The following is a 25,128-nucleotide window of genomic DNA, read 5'->3' on the forward strand; positions in this document are numbered from 1 at the left end:
TGGCCACCGCACTACGTCCGCCATGGCCGCCGATCCCGCTCTGCACCCGCACATCCACGCCCTCTATAGCGAGCACCACGGTTGGTTGCAGGGCTGGTTGCGCAGGAAGCTCGGCAATGCCTTCGATGCGGCAGACCTCGCACAGGACACCTTCCTGCGCATCCTCACCGCGCCAGACCACACGCCCGAGAAGCAGTGCGACTGGCAATTGCGGGAGCCGCGCGCCTACCTGACGGTCGTTGCCAAGCGGCTGCTTGCCAACCTGTACCGCCGGCGTTCGCTGGAGCAGGCCTACCTCGAGGCCTTGAGCGCGTTGCCCGAACCGCTGGCGCCCTCGCCCGAGCAGCAGGCGATCATTCTCGAAACCCTGCAGGAGATCGACGCCATGCTCGACGGCCTGGCACCGCCGGTGCGCCAGGCCTTCCTGATGGCGCAGCTCGAAGGACTGGGCTATGCGGAGATCGCCGCGAAGCTGGGCGTGAGCGAGCGCACCGTCAAGCGCTACATGGCCGAGGCCATGGCCCGCTGCATTCTGCTGGTCGCGTGATGGTGCAACGCACGATGGCGGTCGGGGTCGACAAGGCCGTCGCTCTGCAGGCGGCACAATGGTTCGTCCTGCTGCAGTCGGGCGAGGCCACGGCGGCCGATCGCACGCAATGGACACGCTGGCGGGCGGCCGACCCCGCGCACGAAGCGGCCTGGCAGCGCGCCGAGCAAATCAGCGGCAAGTTCGGCAGGCTGCCGGGCGCGCTGTCGATGCCGGTGCTGGGCCGAGCGGTGCGAAGCGACCGCCGCACAGCTGCCAAGGCACTCGCCGTGCTGCTGACCGCGGCGCCCGCCGGTTGGCTGGCCTGGCGCGCCTCACCGGCGCGCGAATGGCTGGCCGACCACCGCACCGCCACGGGCGAACGCCGCGAACTGCGACTGGCCGAAGGCACGCGCGTGCAGCTCAACACCGCGACGGCCATCGACGTGGCCTATGGCGCGACGCAGCGCCTCGTGCGGCTGCATGCGGGCGAAATACTCATCGACACGGCACCCGATGCCGTGCCCTCTTCCGATCCCGCCTACCGCCCTTTCATCGTCGAGACCGCGCAGGGGCGCCTGCGTGCGCTGGGCACGCGCTTCGTGGTCCGGCAGCATGAAGGCGATCGCACCCATCTGACGGTGCTCGACGGCGCGGTCGAAGTTCGCCCTGACCACGCGCGCAGCCTGGCGGCGGTGGTGCGTGCCGGCGAGCAGGCCATGTTTTCTTCGGCTGCCATCGGCGAGATCACGGCGGCAGCGCCTGATGCCGACGACTGGTCGCGCGGTGTCCTGCGCGCCAGGAACATGCGGCTGCACGACTTCCTCGCCGAGCTGGGCCGCTACCGGCCGGGCGTGCTGCGCTGCGATCCTGCCGTGGCCGACCTGCGCGTGTCGGGCGTCTTCCAGTTGCGCGACACCGGCCCGGTGCTCGACAGCCTGCCGCAGGCCTTGCCGGTGGACGTGCTCTTTCGCACGCGCTATTGGGTCACGGTGGTCGCGCCGGGCGGTTGAGGCATCGGGTGTTGCCGGCGGTTTCGGCCGTTGCGATTTTTTCTGTCGCGGCCTGTCCCCTTTTCTTTCCTCGCGTGTGAAGCCTTGAGGAACAGCAACTTCACACCCTTGCAGGAGAGAGAGAAATCCATGGCCCGTCGCCGACCGTCCCCCCTTGATTCCGACGCCGTCTCGTTGCGTGCACTGTCGCTCGCCGTGCATGGCGCGTTGTTCGCCATGGCGTGCGCCGCCGCCGGGACGGTCGCCGCGCAGACGCCGGGAACGCCCAGCGCAGCAGCCGTGCAGACCGAAGCACGCAAGGCCTACAACATCGCACCCGGCCCGCTCGACGAGGCGCTGTCGAACTTCGCCGCCTCTGCCGGCGTGAGCATCACGATCCCGCCGGCCCTCGCGCAGGGCAAGCGCTCGCCCGGCCTGCAGGGCCAGCACGCCGTGGGCGAAGGCTTCGCGCGGCTGCTGGCCGGCTCGGGCCTCGAGGCGGCGGGCGGCGCGGGCGGCTCGTATGCGCTGCGCCGCTCGAGCATCGGCGGCCCTGCAGACACCGGCGCCGACGGCAGCACCACCCTGGCACCGGTCACCGTCACGGCCGAGGCCGAACGCAGCGCCACCACCGAAGGCACGCGCTCGTACACGGCGCGCGCGCTGACGCTCGGCAAGGGCGAGCAGGCGCTCAAGGACATTCCCCAGTCGGTCAGCGTGATCACGCGCCAGCGCATGGATGACCAGGGCCTCGTCGACCTGCGCGACGCGGTCAACAACGTCACGGGCGTGGTGGGCGTCAAGGGCGTAGGGCCGGGCATGGTCCTCACGTCGCGCGGCTTCCAGATCGACGCCTGGCAGTACGACGGCGTGCCCGTGCCGCGCAACATGTACTCGCTGGGCAACTGGGCCACCGAAGACACGGTGTTCTTCGACCGCGTGGAGGTGCTGCGCGGCGCCTCGGGCCTGCTGCAAGGCACCGGCAGCCCGGGCGGCGCAATCAACCTCGTGCGCAAGCGCGGCCAGCCCGAGAAGACGCTCACGCTCACCGGCAAGGCGGGCTCGTGGGACCACTACGGCGCGCAACTCGACGCCGGCGGTCCGCTCAATGCCGAAGGCACGCTGCGCGGCCGCGTGGTGGTCGACGAAGACCGCAGCCACTCGTTCACCGACTACGTGTGGCGCAAGACGCGCTCGCTTTACGGCGCCATCGACTACGACATCTCGCCCGACACCACCGTCGGCTTCGGCGTGAGCCACTCGCACGGCAAGGGGCGTCCGATGCTGCGCGGTTTTCCGCGCTACCCGGACGGCACCGACATCGGCCTGCCGCGCTCCGTGTTCACGGGCGCCCTGTGGAACCACAGCGACGTCGAGCAGACCACGGTGTATGTCGACGCCGAGCACCGCTTCAACGACAAGTGGAAGCTGAAGTTCTCCGCGCTCGGCATGAACGAGAAGAACAGCGCGCAGCACCAGCGCATGCACGGCGACGTCGCGGCCGACGGCAGCGGGCTGAACTTCGCCGACTGGGACACCCGCTTCGATTCGCGCAAGCTCGGCTTCGACGTCTACCTGCGCGGGCGCTTCGACGCACTGTCGATGCAGCACGACCTGACCATCGGCGCCAACTACTCGAAGTTCGAGTCGACCGACCGGTACGCGCGCCGGTTCAGCGGCGGCGGCAACATCTTCGCCATCGACCACAACCGCCCGGCGCAGAACTACGACACCATCATGGCGGCGGGCGGCGGGAAGAGCCACACGCACTACGACGTGCGGCAAAAGGGCATCTACGGCAGCTGGCGGGCCCAGTTGGCCGAGCCGCTCACGGCCATCGTCGGCGCGCGCCTGAGCTGGTACGACTACCTCTATTCGAGCCAGTCCGCGGGCTTCACGAGCACCGTCAGCACGTCGGGCGAAGTGACGCCGTACGTCGGCCTCGTGTTCGCGCTCAACAAACAATGGTCGGCCTACGCGAGCTACACCGACGTGTTCGAGCCGCAGACCGAGCGCACCGTTTCGGGCGACGGGCTCAAGCCCATCATCGGCAGCAATTACGAGGTGGGCCTGAAGGGCGAGCTGATGGACGGCCGCCTGAACACCTCGCTGGCCGTGTTCCGCTACAACCACACCAACCGCGCCGTGACCGACCGCGACGGCGGCTTTGCCTGCGATGGCTGGTACTGCTCCAAGTCGTCGGGCAAGGTGCGCAGCCAGGGCTTCGAGGCCGAGATCAGCGGCGAGGTCGCGCCGCGGCTGCAGCTCACGGCGGGCTACACCTACAACACCACCCGATTCCTCGAAGACCCGGACAACAAGGGCAAGATCTTCAGCCAGTGGACGCCCAAGCACATGCTGCGCGTGTGGACCAACTACCAGCTGCCCGGCGACTGGAGCCGGCTCAGCGTGGGCGGCGGCTTCAGCGTCCAGAGCCACACGCTGGGCTACGACCGCACGTACAAGGTGCCCGGCTTCGCCGTGTGGAGCGCGCGCCTGGCCTACCAGCTGACGCCGGAGGTGGCGCTGGCCGTCAACATCAACAACGTCTTCGACAAGCGCTACTACATCCCGGCCTACAGCGAGGCCAACGGGAACAACAACTACGGCGATCCGCGCAACGTGCTGTTCACGGTGAAGTACACGCCGAAGCTGTGAGTTGTGGGGAAGGGGCGCGCGGGTGGCGTGGCCCTTTTTGGGTATCGATTTCAAAGCATGAGAGGGACGCAAGGCTGACGCGCAACGCGTCTCTCGCTTCTGGGGTCACTCCCACCAAACATTCGTCATGGGCAGCCTTTCGGCACAACGACCTGCCAGCGTCTTCTGCGGATAAGGCGGCACGTGCGCCATATCCACAGTTTCCAGGATGCTCAGCTGCCGCATCAACTCGGCAAACGACGGTGCGCGAAACTCGCCCGCGTGCTGGTTCAGCGAAGCTTGCATTTCGCCGTCGCTCGTTCTCACGTGTGGGTGCAGCAAGATCAACGCCGTGCTGTCATCGTCATACTTTCCGATGAGGATCGCGCGGGCATGGTCGCTCGTGCGTCCGGACACCGAATCCTGGGCGACGCCATAGACGAAGTATTCGGAGTCATCCGAATGAATGGGCACGGTCTGCTTGATCGCCCAGTAGTCGGGCTCCAGGTCCTTGAACAGGCCCACGTCGTCCAGCTCCAGCATTCCCACGAATCGGGACCGGTTCTGCGGGCTGAATGCTGAGGGTGCGAGCGCCTGCGACTTGTAGGCGACCCAGAAATCCTTGTACGACTTGGGGAGCTCTGTCTTCAGCCGGGCCTCAAGCCGGGCGAGGCCGACCCTCAGTTCGGCCTCGGTGGGAGCCGGTGGACCGCCAGGCGCTTGCTTCCCCAGCACTGTCAGATGGCCCCCGCTTTTCGCGGCCTCTGGCTTCGTCGAATTCAACTCGAACGAAGCTTCGCGCCAGCAGTCCATGAAGGCACTCCAGTCGCTGGAACTGCCCGCATAGGCCGAGTGCCGGTCGTGCAGATGGGTCGCGGTTTTCGCGGCCTTCGTGCCGTCGGCCTTTGGCTTCGTACCGGGTTCGTCTCCGCAACCCGACAGCATGAACAAGGCGCACAGGCTGGCCAGGCATCGAAAACGGAAAGACGGCTGTGCCACCGCGGCTGACGATGATTTCAGGACACCCATGCCAACAGGCATCAGAACCTGATCCGCACCGAAGCCGCACTGCGATCGGCCTCGCCATGAAACACGGCCTCGATGTTATTGCCGTCCGGGTCCAGCACGAACGCCGCGTAGTACCCGGGGTGGTAGGCGCGTTCACCTGGCGGGCCGTTGTCCCGGCCTCCGTGCGCCAATGCGGCCTGGTAGAAGGCGTCCACCATGGCCCGGTCCTGCGCCTGGAATGCGATGTGGTGGCGCCCGGTCAGTTCGCCCTGCACTTCCTCGCTGCCAGGCGCGGAGACGAACAGCTCGTCGGCCCAGAAGTTGCGCGCGTCCGAGCCGCCCATCGGGATCTTCAGCGCCTCGAAGACGGCGCTGTAGAAGGCCTTGCTGGCCGCCAGATCGCGAACGACCAGTCCGATGTGGTCGATCAGGCGGCCGCGATGCAATTCTTTTTGTGTACTCATGAAGCGCTCCTGTCAGTGGAGATCGGAGTGGCGGAATCTACCAAAGCCAACCTCGGATATCGAGCGACAGGGTTTGCATCTCAGGGCCGACTCAGCTTCAGCAATTTCTTCCATGCGGCCAGCGACACGCCATGCGATGGCGGGTGCGCCTGCAGCCATGCCTGCGCCGATGCATGCGGCGGGTAGTGGCTTCGCAGCGCCGGATCGGCACCTGCAGCCACCAGCAGCCGCGCGATCTCGAGGTGGTCGCGCGCCAACGCGCGCATCAGAGCGTTGTCCGTCCAGAACCCTGCCGGCGGCAAGGCGCTTTCAGTGCCGGGCGCGGGTGCGAACGGCAACCGGCCGACAGGCAACGCGGCCTGCAGCAACGTCGGCGAAGCCGCCTGCGGCGCGAGCGAAGCGTCGTTGCAAGGAGGCGGCAGCACATGGACAAGGCGAGGCAGCCCCGACGAGGTGTGCGGCTGCGGCACCAGCTCGCTGCGCAGCGGCGCGGGGGTCTGGTGGTTCACGTCGACGCCCAGGGCCAGCAAGGCGCGCACGGCCTCCACGTTGCCGGCATCGACCGCCGACGCCAACGGCGTCATGCGTCCGCAGGCGACGGTTTCGAGGGCGCGGTAGGCGGCCAACGCTTCTTGCGGCTTCTGCTGCAGGATCAGCAGATAGACCCGCGCCTCGGCCGGCGCCCCTGCTTCGAGGGACGGCCACTGCGGCGGGTCCATGGCCCGGTGCAGCAGGCGGGCGGCCTGCAGATGCCCCTGCGTCGCCGCTGCACGCACGGCGCGCTCGGTCGCCGGCAGGCCCTGCGCCAGCAGCAGGCGAACGATCCTCGCATCGCCACCCCTGGCCGCCGCATCGAGCACGTTGTGCCCATCGGCATCGGCGCCCCGCACCGCGTCCGGCGACATGACCGCCAGGAGCTGCCGGACGCTTGCCAGGCTGCCCTTCTCCGCCGCCACCGCTAGGGCCGACACGCCCTGCGCATCGCGCACATCCGGCCGCGCGCCGGCGGCCAGCAGCAGCCGCACGCGCGCGGGGTCGTGCGCATGCTCGATCAACGGCGGGCGCGAGCTCGCGGCGTTGGGGTCGGCGCCGGCGGCCAGCAGCGCCTGGATGACCCAGGTCGTGGGCCCGAAGAACAACGGAAGGCCGCCGTTGCGATCGGGCGTGTCGGGGTTTGCGCCCGCCTTCAGCAGCAGCGCCAGGGTCTGGCGGAAGTCGATGGCGTGCGTGTCGCTGATGCCGCCGGAGCCCGCGAACTTGGCTGCGCGCAGCAGCGCCGTCTCGCCGTCGTTGGCGTTGCGGTAGTTCACATCGGCATGGCGACGCAGCAGGAACTTCACCATCTGCGCATTGCCTTGCTGCGCGGCCTTCATCAACGGCGAGTCGCCCACATTGAAACCGTGGCCCTGCACATCGTTGGCACCAAAGCCCTGCGCAAGAAATGCCTCGACCTCGCGGAGGCGACCGCGCTCCACGGCATCGAAGAACGGAATCTGCGCTTGCGCGGACGTCGTGTCGCGAGCGGGTTCGACCTCGGCCGGATGCGCGGGCATGTGGAGCATGAGAGCTGATGCGAGGACGATGCACCAATGAAAGGATGGGTTTCGTGTGAACACTGCGGTCAGGCCTCGCTGGCCTGTCGATCGATGTCCGCCACGAGGCCTTGCAGCCACAGGCGGTGATCGCTGAAGGTGCTCAGTCGCTCCTCGGCCTCTTCCCTCGCAGCCAGGTGCTGATCCAGATACCGGAACCCGACCCGCCGTGCGGCCTCGTGCAGGACGCTCTCGGGCACATCGTTTTCATACAGCACGTCGAACCGGGTCACCCAGAAGCCTTGCTCGGTCAACGCGATCCGCTCGAACGCGCGAGGGTCTTCCACGCTGAACTCGACGAACTCCAGGCCGTCCGGGTGAGCGCGCAGACCCGTCACCCGGCTGCTGCGATCCCACAACGGAACCCATGGCGGCCCGTCGGGTGCGCGGGCGCCGTGGTCCGCAAGGAACGGCGGCCCCAGGCAGACCGTGCGGAACACTTCATGGAGGCACTCGCCCATCGCCAACTGCACCAAGGGCGCGGACGCCCCGAGTCGCTGCAGTGTCGACATCCGCAAAGTCTCTGCCACCACCGTCATCCTGCGTCCTCCTTGATCTGCTGTCGGCCGATGTTAGCCATGCCCGCCCCCGGCCGAAGGCGACCTCATGAAAGGATCACGCATCACCAAACAGGTTACCCACCGCACTGGCATCGCGCCACTCGCAGGCGTAAGCTGACCTTCGCCCGGCCAGCCAAGGCCATGCCGCCAAGCGGCACCCGCTGCGCCGAACTGTGCGAAAGGACCCACCATGCTGTCCAACTCGTCTGTCACGACCATGCTTCCGGTGAAGGACATGGACCGCGCGCGTGCTTTCTACGAAGGCTGCCTGGGCTTGAAGGCGGGTGGCTTGCGGCCCGACGGCAAGTTCGTCTACACGGTGGGCGGCAGCACGCTGGCGCTGTTCCCCAAACCCGAGGGGACCAAGGCCGACCACACGGCGATCAGCTTCCAGGTGCCGGACATCGCCGCCAGCATCGACAAGCTCAAGCGCGCCGGCGTGGTGTTCGAGGACTACGACTTTCCCGACCTGAAGACGGTCGACCATGTCTGCGTCCTCGGTTCGGAAAAAGCGGCGTGGTTCAAGGACACGGAAGGCAACTTCCTTTGCATCCACGAGGACCTTGCACCGGCATAGCTGGCTCGCCCTGAGCAGCTACGGCGCCAGAGATTGGCCGTCCGGCAACTTCCGTCCCGCGGCGCGCCGCGTCGAGGCGAACACGCTGGTGCCCAGCCACCGCCACAGGTCTTGCGCGTCGCACCTCGCCCCATCGACACGGATCTCGCGCGACTGAAGCGCCTGCGCAGGCGTGCGATCGCCCGTCCACACTTCGGTCAAGGCGCGCACGGAGGCATCGACCACGAGCGTCAGCTCGCGCCCCGGGTCGTCGCGGCACAGATCGGCCACGCCGTCCTCCACCACGAGCCACCACGTGCGCTCGCGCGTCCGTGCGTCGCGCAGCTGGAAGTGGATGATCACGGGCCTAGGCGGGAACTCCTGAATGCACGCGAACCGGCGCATGTCCCACATGAGCAGGCCCGCATCCAGTTCATCGTCGCGCAGGCGGCTGCCGATCCACTGCGCACCCCAATGGCCCAGCGCCATGACGATGGGTCGAAGTTCCTCGCCGGCCTCGGTAAGGCTGTATTCCCACACCTTGCCGACGGTGTTGCGGCGCACGACACCGAATTCCTCGAGGCGATGAAGCCGCTGCGCCAGCAGGCTGGTGGACATTCGCGGGACGCCGCGATGCAGGTCGTTGAAGCGCTTGCTGCCACACAGCAACTCGCGCACGACCAGCGGCGTCCATCGCTCGCACAACACCTCGGCCCCCCTGGCGACGGTGCAGAACTGACCGTAGGTGTTTTCCATCGCCTCGTCTCCAGAGCGGCAACGCTTCAGATTCTGGACTTGTTCGCTCGCCTGGTCACGCGCAAGCTGCCCCCGACTTCCCCACTCATTTCGGAGACGACTCATGACGATCCAACTCACACGCATGGACGGCGGGACCATGGACCTTTCGCCGGAGATCCTTCAGTCGTTCAAGGCCACGTTCAAAGGCCAGGTGCTGACCGCGGAGGACCCGGCCTACGAGGAGTCACGCAAGGTCTGGAACGCGATGATCGATCGCCGCCCGGGCCTGGTGGCGCGCTGCACCGGCACGGTCGATGTCGTGCAGGCCGTCCGGTTCGCGCGCCAGCACGGGCTTCTGAGTTCCGTGCGCGGCGGCGGCCACAACATCGCAGGGCTCGCGGTCTGCGAGGGCGGCCTCATGATCGACATGTCGCTGCTCAGAGGTGTCTGGGTCGATCCAGCGCGCCGCACGGCGCGCGCACAAGCGGGCTGCACGCTGGGCGACGTCGACCGCGAGACACAGCTGCACGGGCTCGCCGCCGTGCTCGGTTTTGTGTCTGCCACCGGGATTGCAGGCCTCACCGTCGGCGGCGGATTCGGCTACCTCACGCGTCGCCACGGCTGGACCTGCGACAACGTGGTCTCGATGGAGGTCGTGACGGCCGGCGGCGAGGTCCTGCGTGCGTCTGCGGACGAAAACGAGGACCTGTTCTGGGCGCTGCGTGGCGGCAGCGGCAACTTCGGCATCGTCACCTCCTTCGAGTACCGCCTCTTTCCCGTCGGCCCCGAGATCCTGGGCGGTGCGATCGCATGGAGCGGCAACGACGCCCGGCAGGTTCTCGACGCCTACCGTGCGTTCAGCGCAGAGGCCCCGCGCGAACTGACCAGCGTGGCCGTTCTGCGGATCGCGCCGCCGGCCCCCTGGCTCCCGAAGGAGGTGCACGGCAAGCCGATCGTGGCCATCTTCGTCTGCTACACCGGCAAGGTCGAAGAGGGAGAGGCATTGATCGCACCGCTGCGCGCGCTTGGCCGGCCGGTGGCCGACATCGTGACGCGCCGGCCCTACACGCAGATGCAGAGCCTGCTCGACGCCACGCAGCCCAAGGGACGGCGCTACTACTGGAAGTCGCACTACCTGCCAGGCATCGATCAGCGGACCATCGACCTCGCCGTGACGCATGCGGGCCGGATTCAGTCGCCCCATTCGGCCATCCTCCTGTTCCAGATACAGGGTGCGCTGGGCGAGCTGCCTGCCGGGCATTCGCCGGCGGGCAACCGGGACGCGGCCTATGTGCTGAACATCGCGGGCTCCTGGGAGAAGCCGGGCGACGACCACATCCACATCCAGTGGGCGCGGGACTGCTTCGAGGCGACGCGCGCCTGCTCGACAGGCGGGGCCTACATCAACTTCCTGACGGAGGAAGAGGGCCAGGACCGCATCGAAGCCGCGTACGGCCGGGCCAACCTGGACAAACTCGCGGCACTCAAGCGCAGGTACGACCCCGAGAACTTCTTCCGTCACACAAAGAGCGTCTCCGGCTGAACCGATCGTCGGCGACTTGTTGGCGGCCCTTCACAGCTGCATCCAGCGCGGGCGCCCGGTGACCTAGTCCCACGCAGGAAGCTGCAGCAAGGCATCGGTGGGACGGTCCAGGATGTCGACGCCGGCGAAAGCGGTCCCGCCCGGCAAGAGCCGGGCGTCGCAAATGACTTCCCAGCCGTGGTTTTCAGTGCGCCGGGCCAGGCACACCTCCTCGCCGGCCGCAAGGAGCTTGACGCATTCGCCGACGCTGACGCGCTGCGCCGTGCCAAGGGCAAATTCCGTCGAACCGAACTCCTTCTCCACGACCGGGTGAATGGCGACGAGGTCCACCTTTCCGTCCTTGAAGTGAACCGCGGTAATTGCGTGCTGGGCCATCTTCGACCTCCATTCGTGCAGAGAGAGCCCCGACAGGCCCACGCTTCGACTGTACGCCCGCAGCGGCAAGCTCTGCGCCGTCATGGCAGAAAGCCGATGCCGGCGAAGGGGCCGGCGGGCTCGCCAGCCGGCGCTACAAGCTGCGAGCGATCTGCTCGCGCAGCCACCGATGCCCCGGGTCGCGATGCCGCCGCTCGTGCCACAGCATCGCCATCTCGTAGCCCGGCACCTCCAGCGGAGCCTCCACCACGCGCAGCCCCGGCGCGCCGCGCGCCAGGCGCTCGGGCAGCATGGCCACCATGTCGGTGCTGGCGAGCACGGACATCATGAAAAGGAAGTGCGGCACCGACAGCGCCACGCGCCGCGTGAGGCCCTGCGCCGCCAGCGCCTCGTCGGTGGGGCCGGCAAAGCCGCCGCCGCTGAGCGACACCACCACATGCTCCAGCGCGCAGAACTGCGCGAGCGTGGGGCGGCGCTTCAGGCGCGGGTGCCCTGCCCGTCCGGCCAGCACGTAGCGCTCGTGGAACAGCACGCGCCGGTGCAGACCGGGCGGCGCGCCCACGCTGGTGTGGAAGAACAAGTCGATCTCCGCCTGCTCGAGCTGGCGCGCCATGCGGGTCGGCACGGCCTCGACCACGGCCAGCCGGGTGTTCGGCGCGGCCGTGCGCAGGCCGGCCAGCGCAGGCAGCAGGATGGCCGACTCGGCGTAGTCGGCCGCGGCCACGCGCCAGGTGGTGGTCGCCTTGGCCGGGTCGAAGGGCTGGCTGGGCGCCACCGCGCGGCCCAGCGATGCGAGCGCTTCGCGCAGCGGCTCGCGCAGTTCGTCGGCACGCGCGGTGGGCCGCATGCCGCGCTGCGCGGGCACGAGCAGCGGGTCGTCGAAGAGCTCGCGCAGCTTGGCCAGCTGCACGCTCACCGAGGGCTGCGAAAGGTTCAGGCGCTCGGCCGCGCGGGTCACGTTGCGCTCGGCCAGCAAGGTGTCGAGCGTGACCAGCAGGTTGAGGTCGAGTCGGCTGAAATTGTTCATGGCGATACCTGGCATTCAAACTATTCATTTCCAATATAGCTTGGCAATACCTAACCTGAGGGCATCTTCACTCGAACCCTTTGACACCGTGAACATCCTGCTGGTCCTTGCCCATCCCGAAGCCGCCTCCTCGCTGAACGGCTCGCTCCATCGCTTCATGGTCGAACGCCTCACGAGCGCGGGCCATTCCGTGCGCGTGTCCGACCTGTACGCGATGCGCTGGAAGCCCGCGCTCGACGCCGACGACTTTCCCGCGCGCGACACCGCCGCGCCCTTCGACCCCGTGCTCGACTCGCTGCGCGCCTTCGAGGGCGGCACGCAGACCGCCGACATCGCCGCCGAGCAGGAGAAGCTGCTGTGGGCCGACGCGGTGATCCTGCAGTTCCCGCTGTGGTGGTACTCGATGCCCGCCATCCTTAAGGGCTGGATCGAGCGCATCTACGCCTACGGCTTTGCCTACGGCGTGGGCGAACATTCCGATACACACTGGGGCGACCGTTTCGGCGAAGGCACGCTGGCCGGCAAGCGCGCGATGCTGGTCGTGACGACCGGCGGCTGGGCCTCGCACTACGCCCCGCGCGGCATCAACGGGCCGATGGACGACCTGCTGTTTCCCATTCACCACGGCATCCTCTACTACCCCGGCTTCGACGTGCTGCCGCCCTTCGTGGTGCACCGCACGGGCAAGGTCGATGCCGCAGCCTATGCACGCATCACCGGCGAGCTGGGCGAGCGGCTGGACACGCTGTGGAGCACCGACCCGATTGCGTTCCGCCCGCAGAACGGCGGCGACTACGAAATTCCGGCGCTCACGCTGCGCGAACACATCGCGCCGGGCCGCTCGGGCTTCGGTGTGCACCGCAAAAACAGCGAATCTGAAACTTTGGTTTTCGAGCCCGGCCGCCTTTAACCACGCCGGGAACAGGTGGATTCGCGGGAGACTTCAAATCGTCGCGACAACGCAGCAAGATGCGCATCCGCCGATTCGTCCGAAGGAGCTTGTCCATGTTCGCTACGCCAGAACGCACCGTCAAGATTCCGGGCCCCGACCATGCGATCACCATCACGCCGAATCCGTTGCGCGTGGTGGTGTCGGTGGGAGGCCATGTCATTGCCAGCTCGCGCGAGGCGCTGACCTTGCGTGAATCGCATTTCGGCACGGTGCATTACCTTCCGCGCAAGGACGTGCGCATGTCGCTGCTGGAGCGCACCACGCATGCGACCTATTGCCCGTACAAGGGCGAGTGCGCCTACTACAGCATTCCAGCCGGCGGCGAGCGCTCGGTGAATGCCGTGTGGACCTACGAGTCACCCTATGAATCGGTCGCGCCGATCAAGGACTACGTGGCCTTCTATCCGGACCGCGTGGGCACGATCGAAGAACGCTGCTTCTGACGACCGCCCCACTCCGTTCGTGAAAAAACCGGCCCTTGCTTTCGCAAGGCCGGTTTTTCTTTCCCTGGCCCGCCGACACCCGCCCCGTGGGGCCGAGTGCGCGTGCCTGCCTGTCAGACCGATCGATTACAGCGGCAGTGCCTCGCCGCGAGCGGCGGCACGGGCCTCGGCGCGCACGCTGGCGCGGTCCAGGCCGCTGGCCAGCACCGGGGCCACGCGGGAGGTCACGGCCTCGCTGTAGGGGTTCTCGCTGCGGGCGGCCACCACGGCCTGGGCGCGCACGGCGTCACGGCTCACGGTCGACACGAACACCTGGGCGGGGCCTGCCTCGGCGCCGGTGGCATAGGGGTCGGCGCTGTGCGCGGCCACGACGGCTTGTGCGGCGACGTCGGCGCGGCTGGCGGCCGAGGTCAGGCGATGCACGCCTTCGTAGGTTTCAGCGTGGGCGGCACCGGCGACGGCCATCAGGGCAACAGCAACGGCGGAGAGGATCTTCGAGGCGTTCATGGCGGTTTCCTTCTTCAATTCAGTTCAGTAGTACAAGTGTTGGCTTGGATGGTTTGAACCGGTCTGGGGTGGGTCACCGTCCCTCTTCTTGAAGGGCGGCCAACTCGCTCGGGGCCTGTTCATCCGGACCGGCTTTTGGGGGCCGGTCCGTGAGATGAATTGTGCGGCGGGATCTAGGTAAAAACCCGCGGCAAAAAGAACCACGGCGTTCCCGAAAAGGAAACAATGCGGCGCGCCGGCGCCGCCATCAGCCCCAGGTCAGCGGGTCGAGCCGAAGATAGAAATCGAGCCGGCCGTCGTCGGGCGCGTCGATGCCCAACTGCGCGAACAGCAAGGCATGCGCGGCGCGCGCGTCGGCCGCATCGCGCCAGCTCTCGCGCGCATTGCCCAGCAGCAGCGACAGGTCGACATACCGGTCCGCCGTGCCAAGCCGCCCCACGTCAATGAGGCCGGTGCATTGCAGCGTCTGCGGATCGACAAGGAAGTTCGGCAGGCAGGCATCGCCGTGGCACACGACGAGGTCTTGCGCCTCCTGCGCCACCCGGCGCGGCAGATCGGCGTGCAACCGCGCCAACAGGTGCGGCGGCGGCACGTCCTGCTGGTCGGGGTCGAGGAACTCCGGGTTCACCGCGCCGCGCGCGACGAGATCGGCGGCGCGATCGAACATCGCCGACAGCGGGCGCGCAAACGGGCACTCGCCCGCCGGAATCTCATGCAGTGCGCGCAGGCGCCGCGCCATCGACGGCCAGGCACGCAGCAGCTCGGCCGCCGGCAGGTCGCTGGCCGGCACGCCCGGCACCGCCGCCGTGACCAGGCAGGCGCCCTCGGGCGTCGCGTGCCAGTCGAGCACGCGCGCGGAGCCTACGTTGTACGGCGCGAGCCATGCGGTGCGGCGGCGTTCCTCGTCGAGCTGCGTGGCGCCCGCACCTAGCGATACCTTCGCGAAGGCAACGCCATCGCTGCGGCGAAACACCGCATCGCCCGACTCGCCCTCGCTGGCCGGCGCCCACGTCGTGCCGGCGGGCAACCGGGGCAGCAGCTGTTCGACAGTGCCCATGCCTCAGTGCCCCACCGACTTCGAGAACACGTTGACCACCACCACGCCCGCGATGATCAGCCCGAGCCCGACGATGGCCGGCGCATCGAGCGTCTGGCCGAACCAGAGCCAGCTCACGACCGAGATCAGCACGATGCCCACGCCCGACCAGATCGCGTAGGCGATGCCGGTGGGCAGCACGCGCAGCGCGAGCGAGAGAAAGTAGAACGACACCGCGTAGCCCACCACCGTGGCCACGCTGGGCCAGAGCTGGGTGAAGCTGTCCGAGGCCTTGAGGAAGCTGGTCGCGAGCACTTCGACGACGATCGCGACAGCGAGGTATGCATAGGTCAGGGTCATCGCCGGACTCTAATCGCGCGCGCCCCGCGCGGCCTCGGTGGCCTTGCGCGATCCGGGGCCGAAGGCGCGTGCGTTTGACGCTCTCTCGAAGCTGTGCGCACAGCACCAGAAGCTTCAGGGCGGCAGCAACAACGGTCCGCAGTTGGTATCGGTGACGAACACCGCCATCAGCTTCGCGGGCTTCACCGGGTCGGGGTTCTCCGCGAACATGTGCAGCGTGTTGGGCGGCTCGAAGAAGGTCTCGCCGCTCTTGAAGGTGCCCACGGGGCCTCCGCCCAATTGCGAGCGGATGGTGCCTTCGACAACGATCGCGGTCACCGAGCCCGGGTGCCGGTGCGCGGGCGAATAGGCCAGCGGCGGAAAGTCGACCAGCACCGTCGTCACCGACTTGCCGGGCACATGCGGCAGCGCCTCGCACGACAGCACCTTGACCTGCGTTGCCGGCCGCGCCGTGGCCTCCGAGCCCGCAGGCACCGGCGCGGACGCGAACATCGGCCGCGCCACCGAGCTGCAAACATCGGCGAACCACTGCACGGCCTCCTGCTGGCCGGTGCGCGGCATCAGCGCCCAGCCGGCGGCGAGCACCAGCGACAGCCCGGCGAGGCCCGCGCCGATGGAAGGCGTGCGATGCCAGCGTGCGGCCTTCATGACACGACCTCCTGCGACACCCGCAGCGCCGCGTGCCACCCCAGTTCGCGCCTTGCCTTCTCGCTGCTGATCTCGAGGCTCTCTTCCGCGATGTTAAAGATGCCGCCGCGTGCATGCCGCATCGCGAGCAGCGCCGCCCAGGCTGCGGCCTCGACATGCACCGGGCTCACGCCCTTCGGTGCCGCATTCGCGGTGCCCGGCCCATGCAGCTGCCCATAGCGCAGCACCGTGCCCGTGAGGCCGACGGCACCCAGCACGCTGCGCTCCAGCGCCGCCACGCCGTCGATGCTGATGCGGCGACCGCCTTCGGCCCCGAGGTCGAGCGGATCGTCCTCGGCGTGCGGCGTCGGCCCGGGTGCGTAGGCCCAGGCGATGCTTTGCGCAATCAGCTGCGTCGCACCGGCCGCCAGCGCCGCCGCGACGAGGTGCCGCGTGCCCTCGATGCGCACGCGCGCGTTGCGCACCACCGCCTCGGCCATCAGCGCCGGGTCCAGGTCCCGGGGCAGATCGGTGAGCTGGTGGATGACGACCGTGGGCGCGATGCGCACCAGCGCGTCGCGCAAGGCCTGCGCGTCGAACACGTCGACGACGACCGGCGTGACGCCGCGTGCCTCCAGCGCCGCCGCACGCTCGGCCCGGCGGGTGCCGCCATGGACCGTGTGGCCGGCCTCGACCAGCAGCGGGATCAGCGCCGAGCCCACGGCACCGGTCGCGCCCGCCACGAATACCTTCTCGCCCATTGCGTGTCCTTCTTTCCTGCTGGCTGTTCGAAGGCTCGAGCTTAGGATCGGGATGCACCAGACGAAAGAACCAAGAATCGTCAAAATGACTGGGCCATGACCGAACCGCCAGACAACGCCCTCCCCGGCATCGACCGCTCGACCGCGACCCCGCTGCATCGCCAGGTCTACGAGCGCTTTCGCACGGCCATCGAACACGGCGTGCTTCGCCCCGGCGACCGCGTGGCGTCGGCGCGCAGCCTGGCCAGCGAGCTGGGCGTGGCGCGCGGCACGGTGGAAGCGGCCTACAGCCAGCTCGCGGGCGAAGGCTATTTCTGCGCGCAGGGACAGGCGGGCACGGTGGTGTCGCCGTCGCTGCCGGTGCAGCGGCCGGTGCGCGCCGGTTCACGCCCCGTCGCGGATGCGCCGGCACTGGCCGGCCCCACCGCCCCGCCACCGCTGCAGCTCGGCATCCCGGCACTCGACGCCTTTCCGCGCAAGCTCTGGGCGCGGCTGATGGCCCGCCGTGCGCGCGCCATGAGCGCGGCCGACCTGTTCTACGGCGACCCCGCAGGCCATGCGCCACTGCGCGAGGCCATCGCGGCCTACCTGCGGGTGTCGCGCGGCGTGGCCTGCCAGCCGGCGCAGGTCTTCGTCACCGGCGGCTACCGCGCGTCGCTGGCGCTGGTGGCGCGCACGCTGCTCGCCCGGGACGACCGCGTATGGATCGAAGACCCTGGCTACGCTCCCACGCGCGACGTGCTGCACAGCGCCGGCCACCGCGTGGTGCCCGTGCCGGTGGACGACGAGGGCCTGGTGGTCGCGCGCGGCGTGCGCCGCTCGCCGAAGGCGCGCATGGCGGTCGTCACGCCCTCGCACCAGGCGCCGCTGGGCGTGTCGATGTCGCTGGCGCGCCGGCTGCAGCTGCTCGACTGGGCCTCGCGCGCCAAGGCCTGGATCGTCGAGGACGACTACGACGGCGAGTACCGCTACGCCGGCGCACCGCTGCCCGCGCTCAAGAGCCTCGACGGGCACGACCGCGTGCTGTACGCGGGCAGCTTCTCGAAGGTGCTCTACCCGGGCCTCGCGCTGGGCTACCTGGTGGTGCCCGAATCGCTGCGCGAACGCTTCGAGGGCGCGGCGCGCATCGCCTCCAACGGCTGCCCGCAGATCACGCAGGCCACAGTGGCCGACTTCATGCGCGACGGCCATTTCTCGCGCCACCTGAAGAAGATGCGCCTGCTCTACGCGCGCCGCCGCGCCCTGCTGGTCGAGGCCTTGCACAAGGCCTTCGGCGACGGCGTGCGCATCGACCTGCAAGCCGGCGGCATGCACCTGATCGCGCGCTTCGAAGGGCACCGCGACAGCGACGTGGTGCTGGCCCGCCGTGCGCAGGCAGCCGGCCTGAACTGCCAGCCGCTGTCGGCCCGGGGCACCACGGCCGTTGAAAGCCAGGGGCTGCTGATGGGCTTCACCAACGTCGCCTCGCCCACCCAGGCCCGACAGCTCGCGACCCGGCTGCGCACGGCGTTGGGTTGAGTCTTACGCGCGCAGATCGACTTCGGGCCGCATCGACGACGCGCCGTTCCAGCGCACTTCGAAGCCCGCGCCGCGGAACTGGCCGACCACCAGTTCGCCGACGCGCTGCATGTCGGCATCGCCGCCTTCGGGCGCACCCCAGAACGCGAGCGAGAGCTGGCTGGTGCGCTTGGCGCGGTTCTGGTCCTGCCGCGTGTAGAAGCAGAAGCCGTGCACGCCGGCCTTCTTGCCGCCGCGTTCGCGGAACGCTTCGGAGCAATCGGAGAAGCCGTCGGACTGCGTGTCGCCCGCGTCCTGCAGCGCGACCAGGCCCGCCTGCGTCAGCGCGGCGAACACGTCGGCGATGCGTGCCTCGGCGGCGCGCCACTGCGCGGCGCTCATCTTCACCGGGTCGGGCTCGGGCGGCGGCGGTTCGGGCAGCGCGTGGCCGGTGATGCGCGACAGCAGCTGCGCGACCTCTTCCTCCATCGCGTTCTCCGTGATGTGGTTGCCGTGGCTGTCGCGCACGTCGGGGTTCGCGCCTGCGTCGATGAGCAGTTGCACCGGCTCCGTGGTTGGCGAGAACTCGGCCGCGAGGTACAGCGCGGTGCGGCCGTCGGTGCCGGTGTATTCGAGCGGGCTGCCGGCCTCGAGCAGCAGTTGCAGCACGGCGAGGATCGGTTCGAGCTCGGCTTCGTTCGTACCCGCCGCGGCACATTGCAATGCGGTGAAGCCCTGCTTGTTCACGGCGGCCAGGTCGGCCCCGGCCGCGATGCAGGCACGCACCGTGTCGACATCGGCTTCGCCGGCCGCGTCGAAGATCTTCTTCGGATTCATGGTATCTCCCTGTTGGTTTTTGGATTCTGCCGCAGGCGCCTTGCACTTCACAGACCGCGCGAACCTCGCTACATTCGACGCCTCGATCAACAAACCGGACTGGAGGTGCGCGATGGAAGACACTGCTATTCACTCTCCCTCCCACGTACGGTTCGTCGGGTCGCATCCGAACTGCTGCTGAAGCGCTTTCCACGCTCCAGGTGCCGCTGAAGGCACCACCAGCCAGCCCGTTCGACCCTCGCGGCGTCCTGCCGCGACACGCCGTCCGATTCAGACAACGCCACGCCGGCACACGAGTGCCGCGCGCGGTCCGTTCCCTTTTCGAATCAAGGCTCACCATGCTTGAAACCCGTGCCGCCGATGCGCGGCAGTTCACGACTTCTTCTTTCGATCCGCAGCGGGCGTCCGCTGAAGAATGGGCGCAGGCCCTGGCCTACTGGCGCCAGCGCCACGACGAAGACTTTCCGGGCGAGCCGCAGCCCGACGACGCCCACACCCAGCAGGACGTGCGCCAGCACACGCCGCTGCACGTGGTGCACCGCGCCTTCGCGCGGGACGCACAGGGGCGCATCGTCGGCAGCCTCAACATGGGCGTGCGCCGCGAAGGCTCGCCCGACTATGCGACCTTCGCGCCTTTCATCGACGTGTGGGGCGGCGTGCTGCGATCGCACCAACGCCAGGGCGTGGCCAGCACCTTGCTGCACCGGCTTCTGGCGCTGATGGAGACTCGCGCCCCCACCACCGCGACCTTCAAGGCCCACTTGCCGGAAGGCCGGGCGTTCCTCGCGGCCATCGGCGCGACCGAAAAGCACCGCAGCATCGAGAACCGCATGGCCTTCGACAGCCTCGACTGGGCGGCGCTCGCGCGCTGGCGCGCCGACGCCCTCGCGCCCACGCACGGGCTGCGTCTGGAGATCCACGCAGGCCGCGTGCCCTTCGATCGGCTGGCCACGCTGATGGCGCCGCTGTCCGCGCTGCTCGAAGACGCGCCCACCAGCGCACTGGAACGCGCGCCCCTGCGCTTCGAGCTGGAAGGCTTCCACGCCTGGTACGCCGAAATCGACCGGCGCGGCGGCGAGCACTTTCTCGTGCTGCTGCGCGATGCCAACGACGAGGTGGCCGCCGTGTGCGACGCCAGCTGGAACCAGCTGTACCCCGACCGCATGTTCCAGCGCCTCACGGGCGTGGCCCGCGCCTGGCGCGGCAAGGGACTGGCCAAGGGCGTGAAGGCGATCATGCTGCAGCTCGTGCGCGAACGGCATCCCGAGGTGGCGATCGCCGTCACGCAGAACGCGGAAGTCAATGCGCCCATGCTCGCCATCAACCGCCAGCTGGGCTTTGCCGCGCACAGGCATGATGGCGCCTACCAGATCGGCACGGAAAGCCTGAGGGCCTTCCTCTCGACCCGCCCCCTGGCTGTGCCGGAGGCGCACGCATGAAGACACCCCCCAGACTGCAATCCCTCGTCGACGAGGGCCTGATCGACAGCGTCGTGCGCCAGCTCATGAGCGGCAAGGAAGCCATGGTCTACGTCGTGCGCTGCGGCGACGAAACGCGCTGCGCCAAGATCTACAAGGAAGCCGACAAGCGCAGCTTCCGCCAGGCCGTCGACTACACCGAGAACCGGCGCGTGAAGAACACCCGCGAGGCGCGCGCCATGGCCAAGGGCACGCGCTTCGGCCGCAAGGTGACCGAGGCCATCTGGCAAAGCGCCGAGGTCGATGCGCTCTACCGCCTGGCCGCGGCCGGCGTGCGCGTGCCCACGCCGCACAACTTCCTCGAAGGCGTGCTGCTGATGGACCTGGTGACCGACGCGAACGGCGATGCCGCCCCGCGCCTGAACGACGTGGCCTTCTCGCCCGACGATGCGCTGCGCCACCACGCGAGCCTGCTCAAGGAAGTGATGCGCATGCTCTGCGCCGGCATCGTGCACGGCGACCTGTCGGAGTTCAACGTGCTGCTGGCCGAGGACGGCCCGGTGATCATCGACCTGCCGCAGGCCGTGGACGCGGCGGGCAACAACCACGCCAAGCGCATGCTGCTGCGCGACGTGGAGAACCTGCGCAACTTCTTCGGGCAGTACGCGCCCGCGCTGCTGCGGACGCACTACGGCGACGAGATCTGGCAGCTCTACGAGCGCGGCCTGCTGCGGCCCGAGACCGAACTCACAGGCACCTTCGTACGCGAGACCGGCCCGGTCGACCTCAGCAACGTGCTGCGCGAAGTGGACGACGCACGGGCGGAAGAAGCGGCGCGCCAGCTGCGGATGCAAGCGCCGCGACAATAGCGGGCTGACTCCGCCCGCCCCGATGACTTCCAACGCCCTGCCCCAGCGCCCCCCCTTTGCTTCCACCGCCTTCCGCCACATCGCCCGGGCCGCGGCCTTCGTGGCACTGGGCCTCGGCCCGGCCGCGCACGCGGGCGCCATCCGCCTGGAAGACGACCGTGGCCGGGTGCTCGAACTGCAGGCGCCCGCCAAACGCATCGTGTCATTGATGCCCTCGCTCACCGAGACAGTCTGCGCGCTCGACGCCTGCGACCGGCTCGTGGGCATCGACCGCCACGCCAACTGGCCGGCAGCGGTGAAGGGCCTGCCGCAGGTGGGCGGCATGGACGACGCGAACATCGAGCGCATCGTCGCGCTCAAGCCCGATCTCGTGCTGCTGCGCCCGCGCAGCCGCGCCGCCGAGGCACTGGAGCGCCTGGGCATCAAGGTGCTGGCGCTCGACGCCAAGACCCATGCCGACATGCGCCGCGTGATGGAAACCGTGGCCCGCGCCACCGGCAAGCCGGGCGCGGGCGAGGCCTTCTGGCGCAGCCTCGACGCCCGGCTGAACGCGGCGCGCGCCCGCGTGCCGCTGAACTGGCAGGGGCGGCGCGTGTACTTCGAGGTGCACGGCGGCGTGGCGGCGGCGAGCGAAAGCTCCTTCATCGGCGAGACCCTGGCGCGCCTGGGCCTGGCCAACGCGGTGCCGGGCTCGCTCGGCCCCTTCCCCCGAATGAACCCCGAGTTCGTGGTGCGCGCCAACCCCGACGTGCTGATGGTCTCGGCCCTCGGCGAAATCTCGGCCATGGCCACGCGGCCCGGCTGGTCGGCCATGTCGGCCATCCAGCGCGGGCGCGTCTGCAGCTTTGCCTCGGCGCGCTTCGACCTGATGATGCGGCCCGGCCCCCGGCTCGACGAGGCGGCCGACGCCATCGTGAACTGCCTCGCGTCGCTGGACGCGCCGCGCAACTGATCTTCGGCACGCCATGAACTTCGACATCGTTCCCGCCGCGAACTTCGGCACCGACGAACTCACCGCCCTGTGGAACCGCTCGTACGAAGACTACTTCGTGCCGATCGCGTTCGACCGCGCGATGTTCGAGCGGCATGTGCGGCGCGCCCAAGCCGACCTCGGCCTCTCGCGCGCGATCGTCGCCGACGGCGAGGCCTGCGGCCTCTCGCTCGTCGGCCGGCGCGGGCCGCGCGCCTACCTCGCGGGCTTCGGCATCGCGAGCGCGCAACGCCGCCGGGGGCTGGCGAAACAGCTCATCGACGCCCAGCTGCGCGACCTGGCGGCCGCCGGCATCGCGCAAGTGCAGCTCGAAGTCATCGAACAGAACCCCGCGCGGCAGCTGTACCAGCACGCGGGCTTCGTCGAAACCCGCACGCTCGAGGTGCTCGAAGGCAGCTTCGAACCTCGCGCCGAGGCAGCTTCGACAGCGCCCGATACCGACGCGCTCGCCGACCTGCACGCGGCCTGCACCGCTGTCTCGCGCCCCACCTGGCGCCGCGAGTGGCCGACCGTGCAAGGTGCGCTCGCGCACGACGGCGCCGCAGCCCTCGGCGCGGCAACGGGCGGCTACGCCATCTTGCTGCCGCCAGCCTTGCCGCTGCACATGCTGCTGGACGCCGCCGCGCCTGACGACGCCTCGGCCCACGCACTGCTCGATGCGCTCGCGCAGGCACGCCCCGGCGCGCGCTGGCGGCTGGTCGACGAGCCCGAGGGCAGCGCGCTGCACCGCGCGATGGCCGCACGCGGCGCCACCGTTGTCATACGCCAGATCGAGATGGCCGCGACACTCCAGCCCCAGCCCACCTTTTCTTCCGATTCCTCGCGCCCCGCCCGTTCATGAAGTCCCCCAAGCGAACCTCGTCCACCCCCTTCATCCGCGTGGGCCCCAGCGGCGTGCATGGCCTGGGCGCCTTCGCCACGCGCGACCTGCCGGCCGAAGCCTTCCTGGGCCTGTACGAAGGCCGCCGCTACACCAAACAGGAAGTCGCCTCCAAGCTCTGGGACGACCAGCTCACCTACCTGTTCACGCTGACGACCGGCGAGACCATTGACGGTGCCAAGGGCGGGAACGCCACGCGCCACCTGAACCATTCCTGCGAGCCGAACTGCGAGGCGGTCGAGGAATACGACGAGGCGGGCGAGATGGTGCTTCGCTTCCAGACGATGGAAGCGGTGGAGGCCGGCGACGAGCTCTTCATCGACTATTCGCTGACGGCCGACGACGGCTCGCCGCCGTCGAAGTACCCCTGCCATTGCGGCTCGCCGAACTGCCGCGGGACGATGCTGGCACCGGTGGAAGTCGTGGCAGAGAAAAACGGGCCGGCCACCCCCGTCGATGTGGCGCCGGCTGTTTCAGACCCGCGCAGGCCGCTCAGCGAGCTGCCCTGGTGAAGTAGCTCAGGGCGACTCGCTCTTCACGCTGCGCAGTTGCGCCTCCGCGCGTTCGAGCTCGGTGCGCAGCGTGCGGATCTCGCGTTCCAGTTTCTCGATGCGCGCTTCGCGGCTCATCGGCGCCAGCGCCTGGCAGCGCTGCTGCAGCGCGCTCAGGGTGTCGGCCAGCTCGCGCCGGCGCAGCATCTGGCCACGCGAACGGGCCAGGGCCATGTCGCGCTCCAGCACGGCTTCCTGTGCCTTGCAGTCGTCGGCACTCGACGGCTGCGCGGACGCCTCGGTTTGGGCAAAGGCGGCGGGCATGGCCAGGGTCAACGCAAGGGCCAGGAGACGGGGTTTCGGACGCATGCCGTACGGTACCCGAACTGCCTGCCGGAACAGGCCTTCAGCCCTTCAGGCTGCAGCTGTTCTGGCGATGCACTTGATCTCGATCAGCCAGTCGGGGCTGCCGAGCCGCGCCACCTGCACCAGCGTCTGCGAGATCTGCGGCTCGCCGCCGAACATCTCGGCGCGCAAGGCGAAGAGCGCCTCGGCCTGGCCGAGGAAGCCGTCGATGTCGGTGACGAACAGGGTTTCGTCCACCACGTCGGCCATCGAGGCGCCGAAGGATGCGAGCACGCTGCGCACGTTGACGTAGGCCTGCCGCACCTGCGCCGCGATGTCGCCGGCGCCCAGGGTGCGGCCCTCGCCGTCCACGCTCACCTGGCCCGAGAGATAGATCGTGTCGCCGACCTGCACACCGTCGGCAATGATGTGCTTGAACGCGCCTTCGCGCACCACGCGGCGGGGAGTGACGGACATGGGGGTTCCTGGGTTTCGTTGGGAGCGCCGCAGTATCGAAGGCGCCGCCTGCAGCGGTACGGCGCGCGGCGGATGCCCCTTCGCTTCCCAAGTCGATCGGCGAGCGCCGGGGCGCGCCCCGCGATCCTGTGATTCAGGCGCTCAGGTAGCGCGCGTCCCACTGCGCCGCCAGTTGCCGGGCCCGGTGCAGCGGCGTGCGGGCGCGCTCGAAGTCCATCACGCAGGCGACGTCCGCCGCGGCGGGGCGCGCGGGGCTTTCGTTGCTGCGGCCGTCCGTCAGCAGCCAGAGCCAACGCTGGCGGCTCTCGTGCTTTGCCAGCAGCTGCTGCGCGCGCTGCACGCCCAGCGCCAGCGGCGTGCCGCCCCCCGCCGCGATGGGCGCGACCCAGTCGTCGTTCCAGGCACTGGCGCGGCGCGGCGGCAGGCGCAGCTCGACCACATCGCCGGCGAAGCACAGCAGCGCCACATGGTCGCGCCGCTGGTAGGCCTCCTGCATCAGCGCGAGCAGCTGACCCTTGGCGCGCGCCAACTGGCCGTCGTGCCGCATCGAGGCCGAACAGTCGAGCAGGAAGCAATGCAAGGCACCGCTGCGCGCCTCTTGCGGGCGGTGGCGCAGGTG

At 69.1% G+C, this 25,128-nt stretch carries 29 protein-coding genes; 13 read left to right on the forward strand and 16 right to left on the reverse strand.

The window, feature by feature from the left end:
- Nucleotides 1-22 precede the first annotated feature (22 nt).
- The 3 genes from AC07YS_RS12490 (at nucleotide 23) to AC07YS_RS12500 (ending at nucleotide 4,176) form a co-directional block, all read left to right on the forward strand.
- Nucleotides 23-547 carry a sigma-70 family RNA polymerase sigma factor gene (locus AC07YS_RS12490; RefSeq protein ID WP_495268644.1) on the forward strand — a complete coding sequence of 175 codons (525 nt, stop codon included), beginning with the start codon at nucleotides 23-25 and terminating at the stop codon, nucleotides 545-547.
- The gene (locus AC07YS_RS12495; RefSeq protein WP_495268643.1) at nucleotides 547-1,539 is read left to right on the forward strand and encodes a FecR domain-containing protein; all 993 of its coding nucleotides are present in this window, start codon (nucleotides 547-549) and stop codon (nucleotides 1,537-1,539) included. Before AC07YS_RS12490 ends, AC07YS_RS12495 begins: the two co-directional genes overlap by 1 nt.
- 129 nt (nucleotides 1,540-1,668) lie before the next feature.
- On the forward strand, nucleotides 1,669-4,176 hold the full coding sequence (locus AC07YS_RS12500) for a TonB-dependent siderophore receptor (RefSeq protein ID WP_495268642.1): 2,508 nt from the start codon (nucleotides 1,669-1,671) through the stop codon (nucleotides 4,174-4,176).
- A 105-nt stretch (nucleotides 4,177-4,281) separates the two neighbouring features.
- Here AC07YS_RS12500 and AC07YS_RS12505 read toward each other — a convergent pair whose 3' ends face one another.
- The 4 genes from AC07YS_RS12505 to AC07YS_RS12520 all read right to left on the reverse strand — a co-directional run bounded on the left by AC07YS_RS12505 (nucleotide 4,282) and on the right by AC07YS_RS12520 (nucleotide 7,758).
- Entirely contained in the window at nucleotides 4,282-5,184 is a 903-nt protein-coding gene (locus AC07YS_RS12505) for a hypothetical protein (protein WP_495268641.1), read from the reverse strand.
- A gap of 11 nt (nucleotides 5,185-5,195) precedes the next feature.
- Nucleotides 5,196-5,627: a VOC family protein gene (locus tag AC07YS_RS12510; protein ID WP_492696842.1), complete on the reverse strand. Its 432-nt coding sequence runs from the start codon at nucleotides 5,625-5,627 to the stop codon at nucleotides 5,196-5,198.
- Nucleotides 5,628-5,707: 80 nt separating this feature from the next.
- Nucleotides 5,708-7,189: an ankyrin repeat domain-containing protein gene (locus AC07YS_RS12515; protein ID WP_495268640.1), complete on the reverse strand. Its 1,482-nt coding sequence runs from the start codon at nucleotides 7,187-7,189 to the stop codon at nucleotides 5,708-5,710.
- Between the two features lie 59 nt (nucleotides 7,190-7,248).
- Nucleotides 7,249-7,758 (reverse strand): hypothetical protein, encoded by a 510-nt coding sequence (locus AC07YS_RS12520; RefSeq protein ID WP_495268639.1) that lies wholly within the window; start codon nucleotides 7,756-7,758, stop codon nucleotides 7,249-7,251.
- A gap of 211 nt (nucleotides 7,759-7,969) precedes the next feature.
- Here AC07YS_RS12520 and AC07YS_RS12525 point away from each other — a divergent pair, with 211 nt between their 5' ends.
- Nucleotides 7,970-8,356: a VOC family protein gene (locus AC07YS_RS12525; protein ID WP_070061092.1), complete on the forward strand. Its 387-nt coding sequence runs from the start codon at nucleotides 7,970-7,972 to the stop codon at nucleotides 8,354-8,356.
- An 18-nt stretch (nucleotides 8,357-8,374) separates the two neighbouring features.
- On the opposite strand, the gene AC07YS_RS12530 is transcribed toward AC07YS_RS12525, so the two are convergent.
- Nucleotides 8,375-9,091 carry a winged helix-turn-helix transcriptional regulator gene (locus AC07YS_RS12530; RefSeq protein WP_095745771.1) on the reverse strand — a complete coding sequence of 239 codons (717 nt, stop codon included), beginning with the start codon at nucleotides 9,089-9,091 and terminating at the stop codon, nucleotides 8,375-8,377.
- Between the two features lie 103 nt (nucleotides 9,092-9,194).
- On the opposite strand from AC07YS_RS12530, the gene AC07YS_RS12535 reads away from it, so the two are divergent.
- Nucleotides 9,195-10,616, forward strand: a complete 1,422-nt coding sequence (locus tag AC07YS_RS12535; RefSeq protein ID WP_495268638.1) for an FAD-binding oxidoreductase — start codon at nucleotides 9,195-9,197, stop codon at nucleotides 10,614-10,616.
- 63 nt (nucleotides 10,617-10,679) lie between these two features.
- Here AC07YS_RS12535 and AC07YS_RS12540 read toward each other — a convergent pair whose 3' ends face one another.
- Together AC07YS_RS12540 and AC07YS_RS12545 are read right to left on the reverse strand one after the other, a co-directional pair.
- Nucleotides 10,680-10,991, reverse strand: coding sequence for a hypothetical protein (locus tag AC07YS_RS12540; protein WP_095947274.1), 312 nt, complete (start codon nucleotides 10,989-10,991; stop codon nucleotides 10,680-10,682).
- Between the two features lie 133 nt (nucleotides 10,992-11,124).
- Nucleotides 11,125-12,018: a LysR family transcriptional regulator gene (locus AC07YS_RS12545; protein WP_495268637.1), complete on the reverse strand. Its 894-nt coding sequence runs from the start codon at nucleotides 12,016-12,018 to the stop codon at nucleotides 11,125-11,127.
- An 88-nt stretch (nucleotides 12,019-12,106) separates the two neighbouring features.
- Here AC07YS_RS12545 and AC07YS_RS12550 point away from each other — a divergent pair, with 88 nt between their 5' ends.
- Nucleotides 12,107-12,928 (forward strand): NAD(P)H-dependent oxidoreductase, encoded by an 822-nt coding sequence (locus AC07YS_RS12550; RefSeq protein WP_495268636.1) that lies wholly within the window; start codon nucleotides 12,107-12,109, stop codon nucleotides 12,926-12,928.
- 95 nt (nucleotides 12,929-13,023) lie between these two features.
- Nucleotides 13,024-13,413, forward strand: coding sequence for a DUF427 domain-containing protein (locus AC07YS_RS12555; protein WP_062481469.1), 390 nt, complete (start codon nucleotides 13,024-13,026; stop codon nucleotides 13,411-13,413).
- 126 nt (nucleotides 13,414-13,539) lie between these two features.
- Here the strand turns inward: AC07YS_RS12555 and AC07YS_RS12560 are convergent, their stop codons facing one another.
- From AC07YS_RS12560 to AC07YS_RS12580, 5 genes are all read right to left on the reverse strand, one after another.
- Complete coding sequence (locus tag AC07YS_RS12560; RefSeq protein ID WP_095947133.1) at nucleotides 13,540-13,920, reverse strand: helicase SNF2; 381 nt, start codon at nucleotides 13,918-13,920, stop codon at nucleotides 13,540-13,542.
- 247 nt (nucleotides 13,921-14,167) lie between these two features.
- The gene (locus tag AC07YS_RS12565) at nucleotides 14,168-14,977 is read right to left on the reverse strand and encodes an APH(3'') family aminoglycoside O-phosphotransferase (RefSeq protein WP_495268635.1); all 810 of its coding nucleotides are present in this window, start codon (nucleotides 14,975-14,977) and stop codon (nucleotides 14,168-14,170) included.
- 3 nt (nucleotides 14,978-14,980) lie between these two features.
- Entirely contained in the window at nucleotides 14,981-15,316 is a 336-nt protein-coding gene (locus AC07YS_RS12570; protein ID WP_062481473.1) for an SMR family transporter, read from the reverse strand.
- A gap of 114 nt (nucleotides 15,317-15,430) precedes the next feature.
- The gene (locus AC07YS_RS12575; RefSeq protein ID WP_495268634.1) at nucleotides 15,431-15,964 is read right to left on the reverse strand and encodes a cupin domain-containing protein; all 534 of its coding nucleotides are present in this window, start codon (nucleotides 15,962-15,964) and stop codon (nucleotides 15,431-15,433) included.
- Nucleotides 15,961-16,704, reverse strand: coding sequence for an NAD-dependent epimerase/dehydratase family protein (locus tag AC07YS_RS12580; RefSeq protein ID WP_495268633.1), 744 nt, complete (start codon nucleotides 16,702-16,704; stop codon nucleotides 15,961-15,963). Before AC07YS_RS12580 ends, AC07YS_RS12575 begins: the two co-directional genes overlap by 4 nt.
- 96 nt (nucleotides 16,705-16,800) lie before the next feature.
- Here AC07YS_RS12580 and pdxR point away from each other — a divergent pair, with 96 nt between their 5' ends.
- Entirely contained in the window at nucleotides 16,801-18,222 is a 1,422-nt protein-coding gene (gene pdxR, locus AC07YS_RS12585; protein WP_495268632.1) for a MocR-like pyridoxine biosynthesis transcription factor PdxR, read from the forward strand.
- A gap of 3 nt (nucleotides 18,223-18,225) precedes the next feature.
- Here the strand turns inward: pdxR and AC07YS_RS12590 are convergent, their stop codons facing one another.
- Nucleotides 18,226-19,038 carry an ankyrin repeat domain-containing protein gene (locus AC07YS_RS12590; RefSeq protein WP_492740847.1) on the reverse strand — a complete coding sequence of 271 codons (813 nt, stop codon included), beginning with the start codon at nucleotides 19,036-19,038 and terminating at the stop codon, nucleotides 18,226-18,228.
- 338 nt (nucleotides 19,039-19,376) lie between these two features.
- Here AC07YS_RS12590 and AC07YS_RS12595 point away from each other — a divergent pair, with 338 nt between their 5' ends.
- The 5 genes from AC07YS_RS12595 to AC07YS_RS12615 are packed head-to-tail and all read left to right on the forward strand — an operon-like array spanning nucleotide 19,377 to nucleotide 23,708.
- Nucleotides 19,377-20,477: a GNAT family N-acetyltransferase gene (locus tag AC07YS_RS12595; protein ID WP_495268631.1), complete on the forward strand. Its 1,101-nt coding sequence runs from the start codon at nucleotides 19,377-19,379 to the stop codon at nucleotides 20,475-20,477.
- Nucleotides 20,474-21,325: a PA4780 family RIO1-like protein kinase gene (locus tag AC07YS_RS12600; protein ID WP_495268630.1), complete on the forward strand. Its 852-nt coding sequence runs from the start codon at nucleotides 20,474-20,476 to the stop codon at nucleotides 21,323-21,325. The genes AC07YS_RS12595 and AC07YS_RS12600 overlap by 4 nt, the downstream gene beginning before the upstream one ends.
- A 22-nt stretch (nucleotides 21,326-21,347) precedes the next feature.
- Nucleotides 21,348-22,277 carry an ABC transporter substrate-binding protein gene (locus AC07YS_RS12605; RefSeq protein WP_495268629.1) on the forward strand — a complete coding sequence of 310 codons (930 nt, stop codon included), beginning with the start codon at nucleotides 21,348-21,350 and terminating at the stop codon, nucleotides 22,275-22,277.
- Between the two features lie 13 nt (nucleotides 22,278-22,290).
- Nucleotides 22,291-23,157 carry a GNAT family N-acetyltransferase gene (locus AC07YS_RS12610; protein ID WP_495268628.1) on the forward strand — a complete coding sequence of 289 codons (867 nt, stop codon included), beginning with the start codon at nucleotides 22,291-22,293 and terminating at the stop codon, nucleotides 23,155-23,157.
- A complete protein-coding gene (locus tag AC07YS_RS12615) occupies nucleotides 23,154-23,708 on the forward strand; it encodes an SET domain-containing protein (protein WP_495268627.1) in 555 nt (184 codons plus the stop codon). The genes AC07YS_RS12610 and AC07YS_RS12615 overlap by 4 nt, the downstream gene beginning before the upstream one ends.
- Before the next feature lie 6 nt (nucleotides 23,709-23,714).
- Here the strand turns inward: AC07YS_RS12615 and AC07YS_RS12620 are convergent, their stop codons facing one another.
- The 3 genes from AC07YS_RS12620 to AC07YS_RS12630 all read right to left on the reverse strand — a co-directional run bounded on the left by AC07YS_RS12620 (nucleotide 23,715) and on the right by AC07YS_RS12630 (nucleotide 25,089).
- Entirely contained in the window at nucleotides 23,715-24,011 is a 297-nt protein-coding gene (locus AC07YS_RS12620) for a DUF1090 family protein (RefSeq protein ID WP_495268626.1), read from the reverse strand.
- A gap of 90 nt (nucleotides 24,012-24,101) precedes the next feature.
- Entirely contained in the window at nucleotides 24,102-24,509 is a 408-nt protein-coding gene (locus AC07YS_RS12625) for a RidA family protein (protein WP_070061108.1), read from the reverse strand.
- 133 nt (nucleotides 24,510-24,642) lie between these two features.
- Complete coding sequence (locus AC07YS_RS12630; RefSeq protein ID WP_240531135.1) at nucleotides 24,643-25,089, reverse strand: vWA domain-containing protein; 447 nt, start codon at nucleotides 25,087-25,089, stop codon at nucleotides 24,643-24,645.
- Nucleotides 25,090-25,128 lie beyond the last annotated feature (39 nt).

The organism is Variovorax sp. GW458-11-26-14-LB1 (assembly GCF_059423965.1).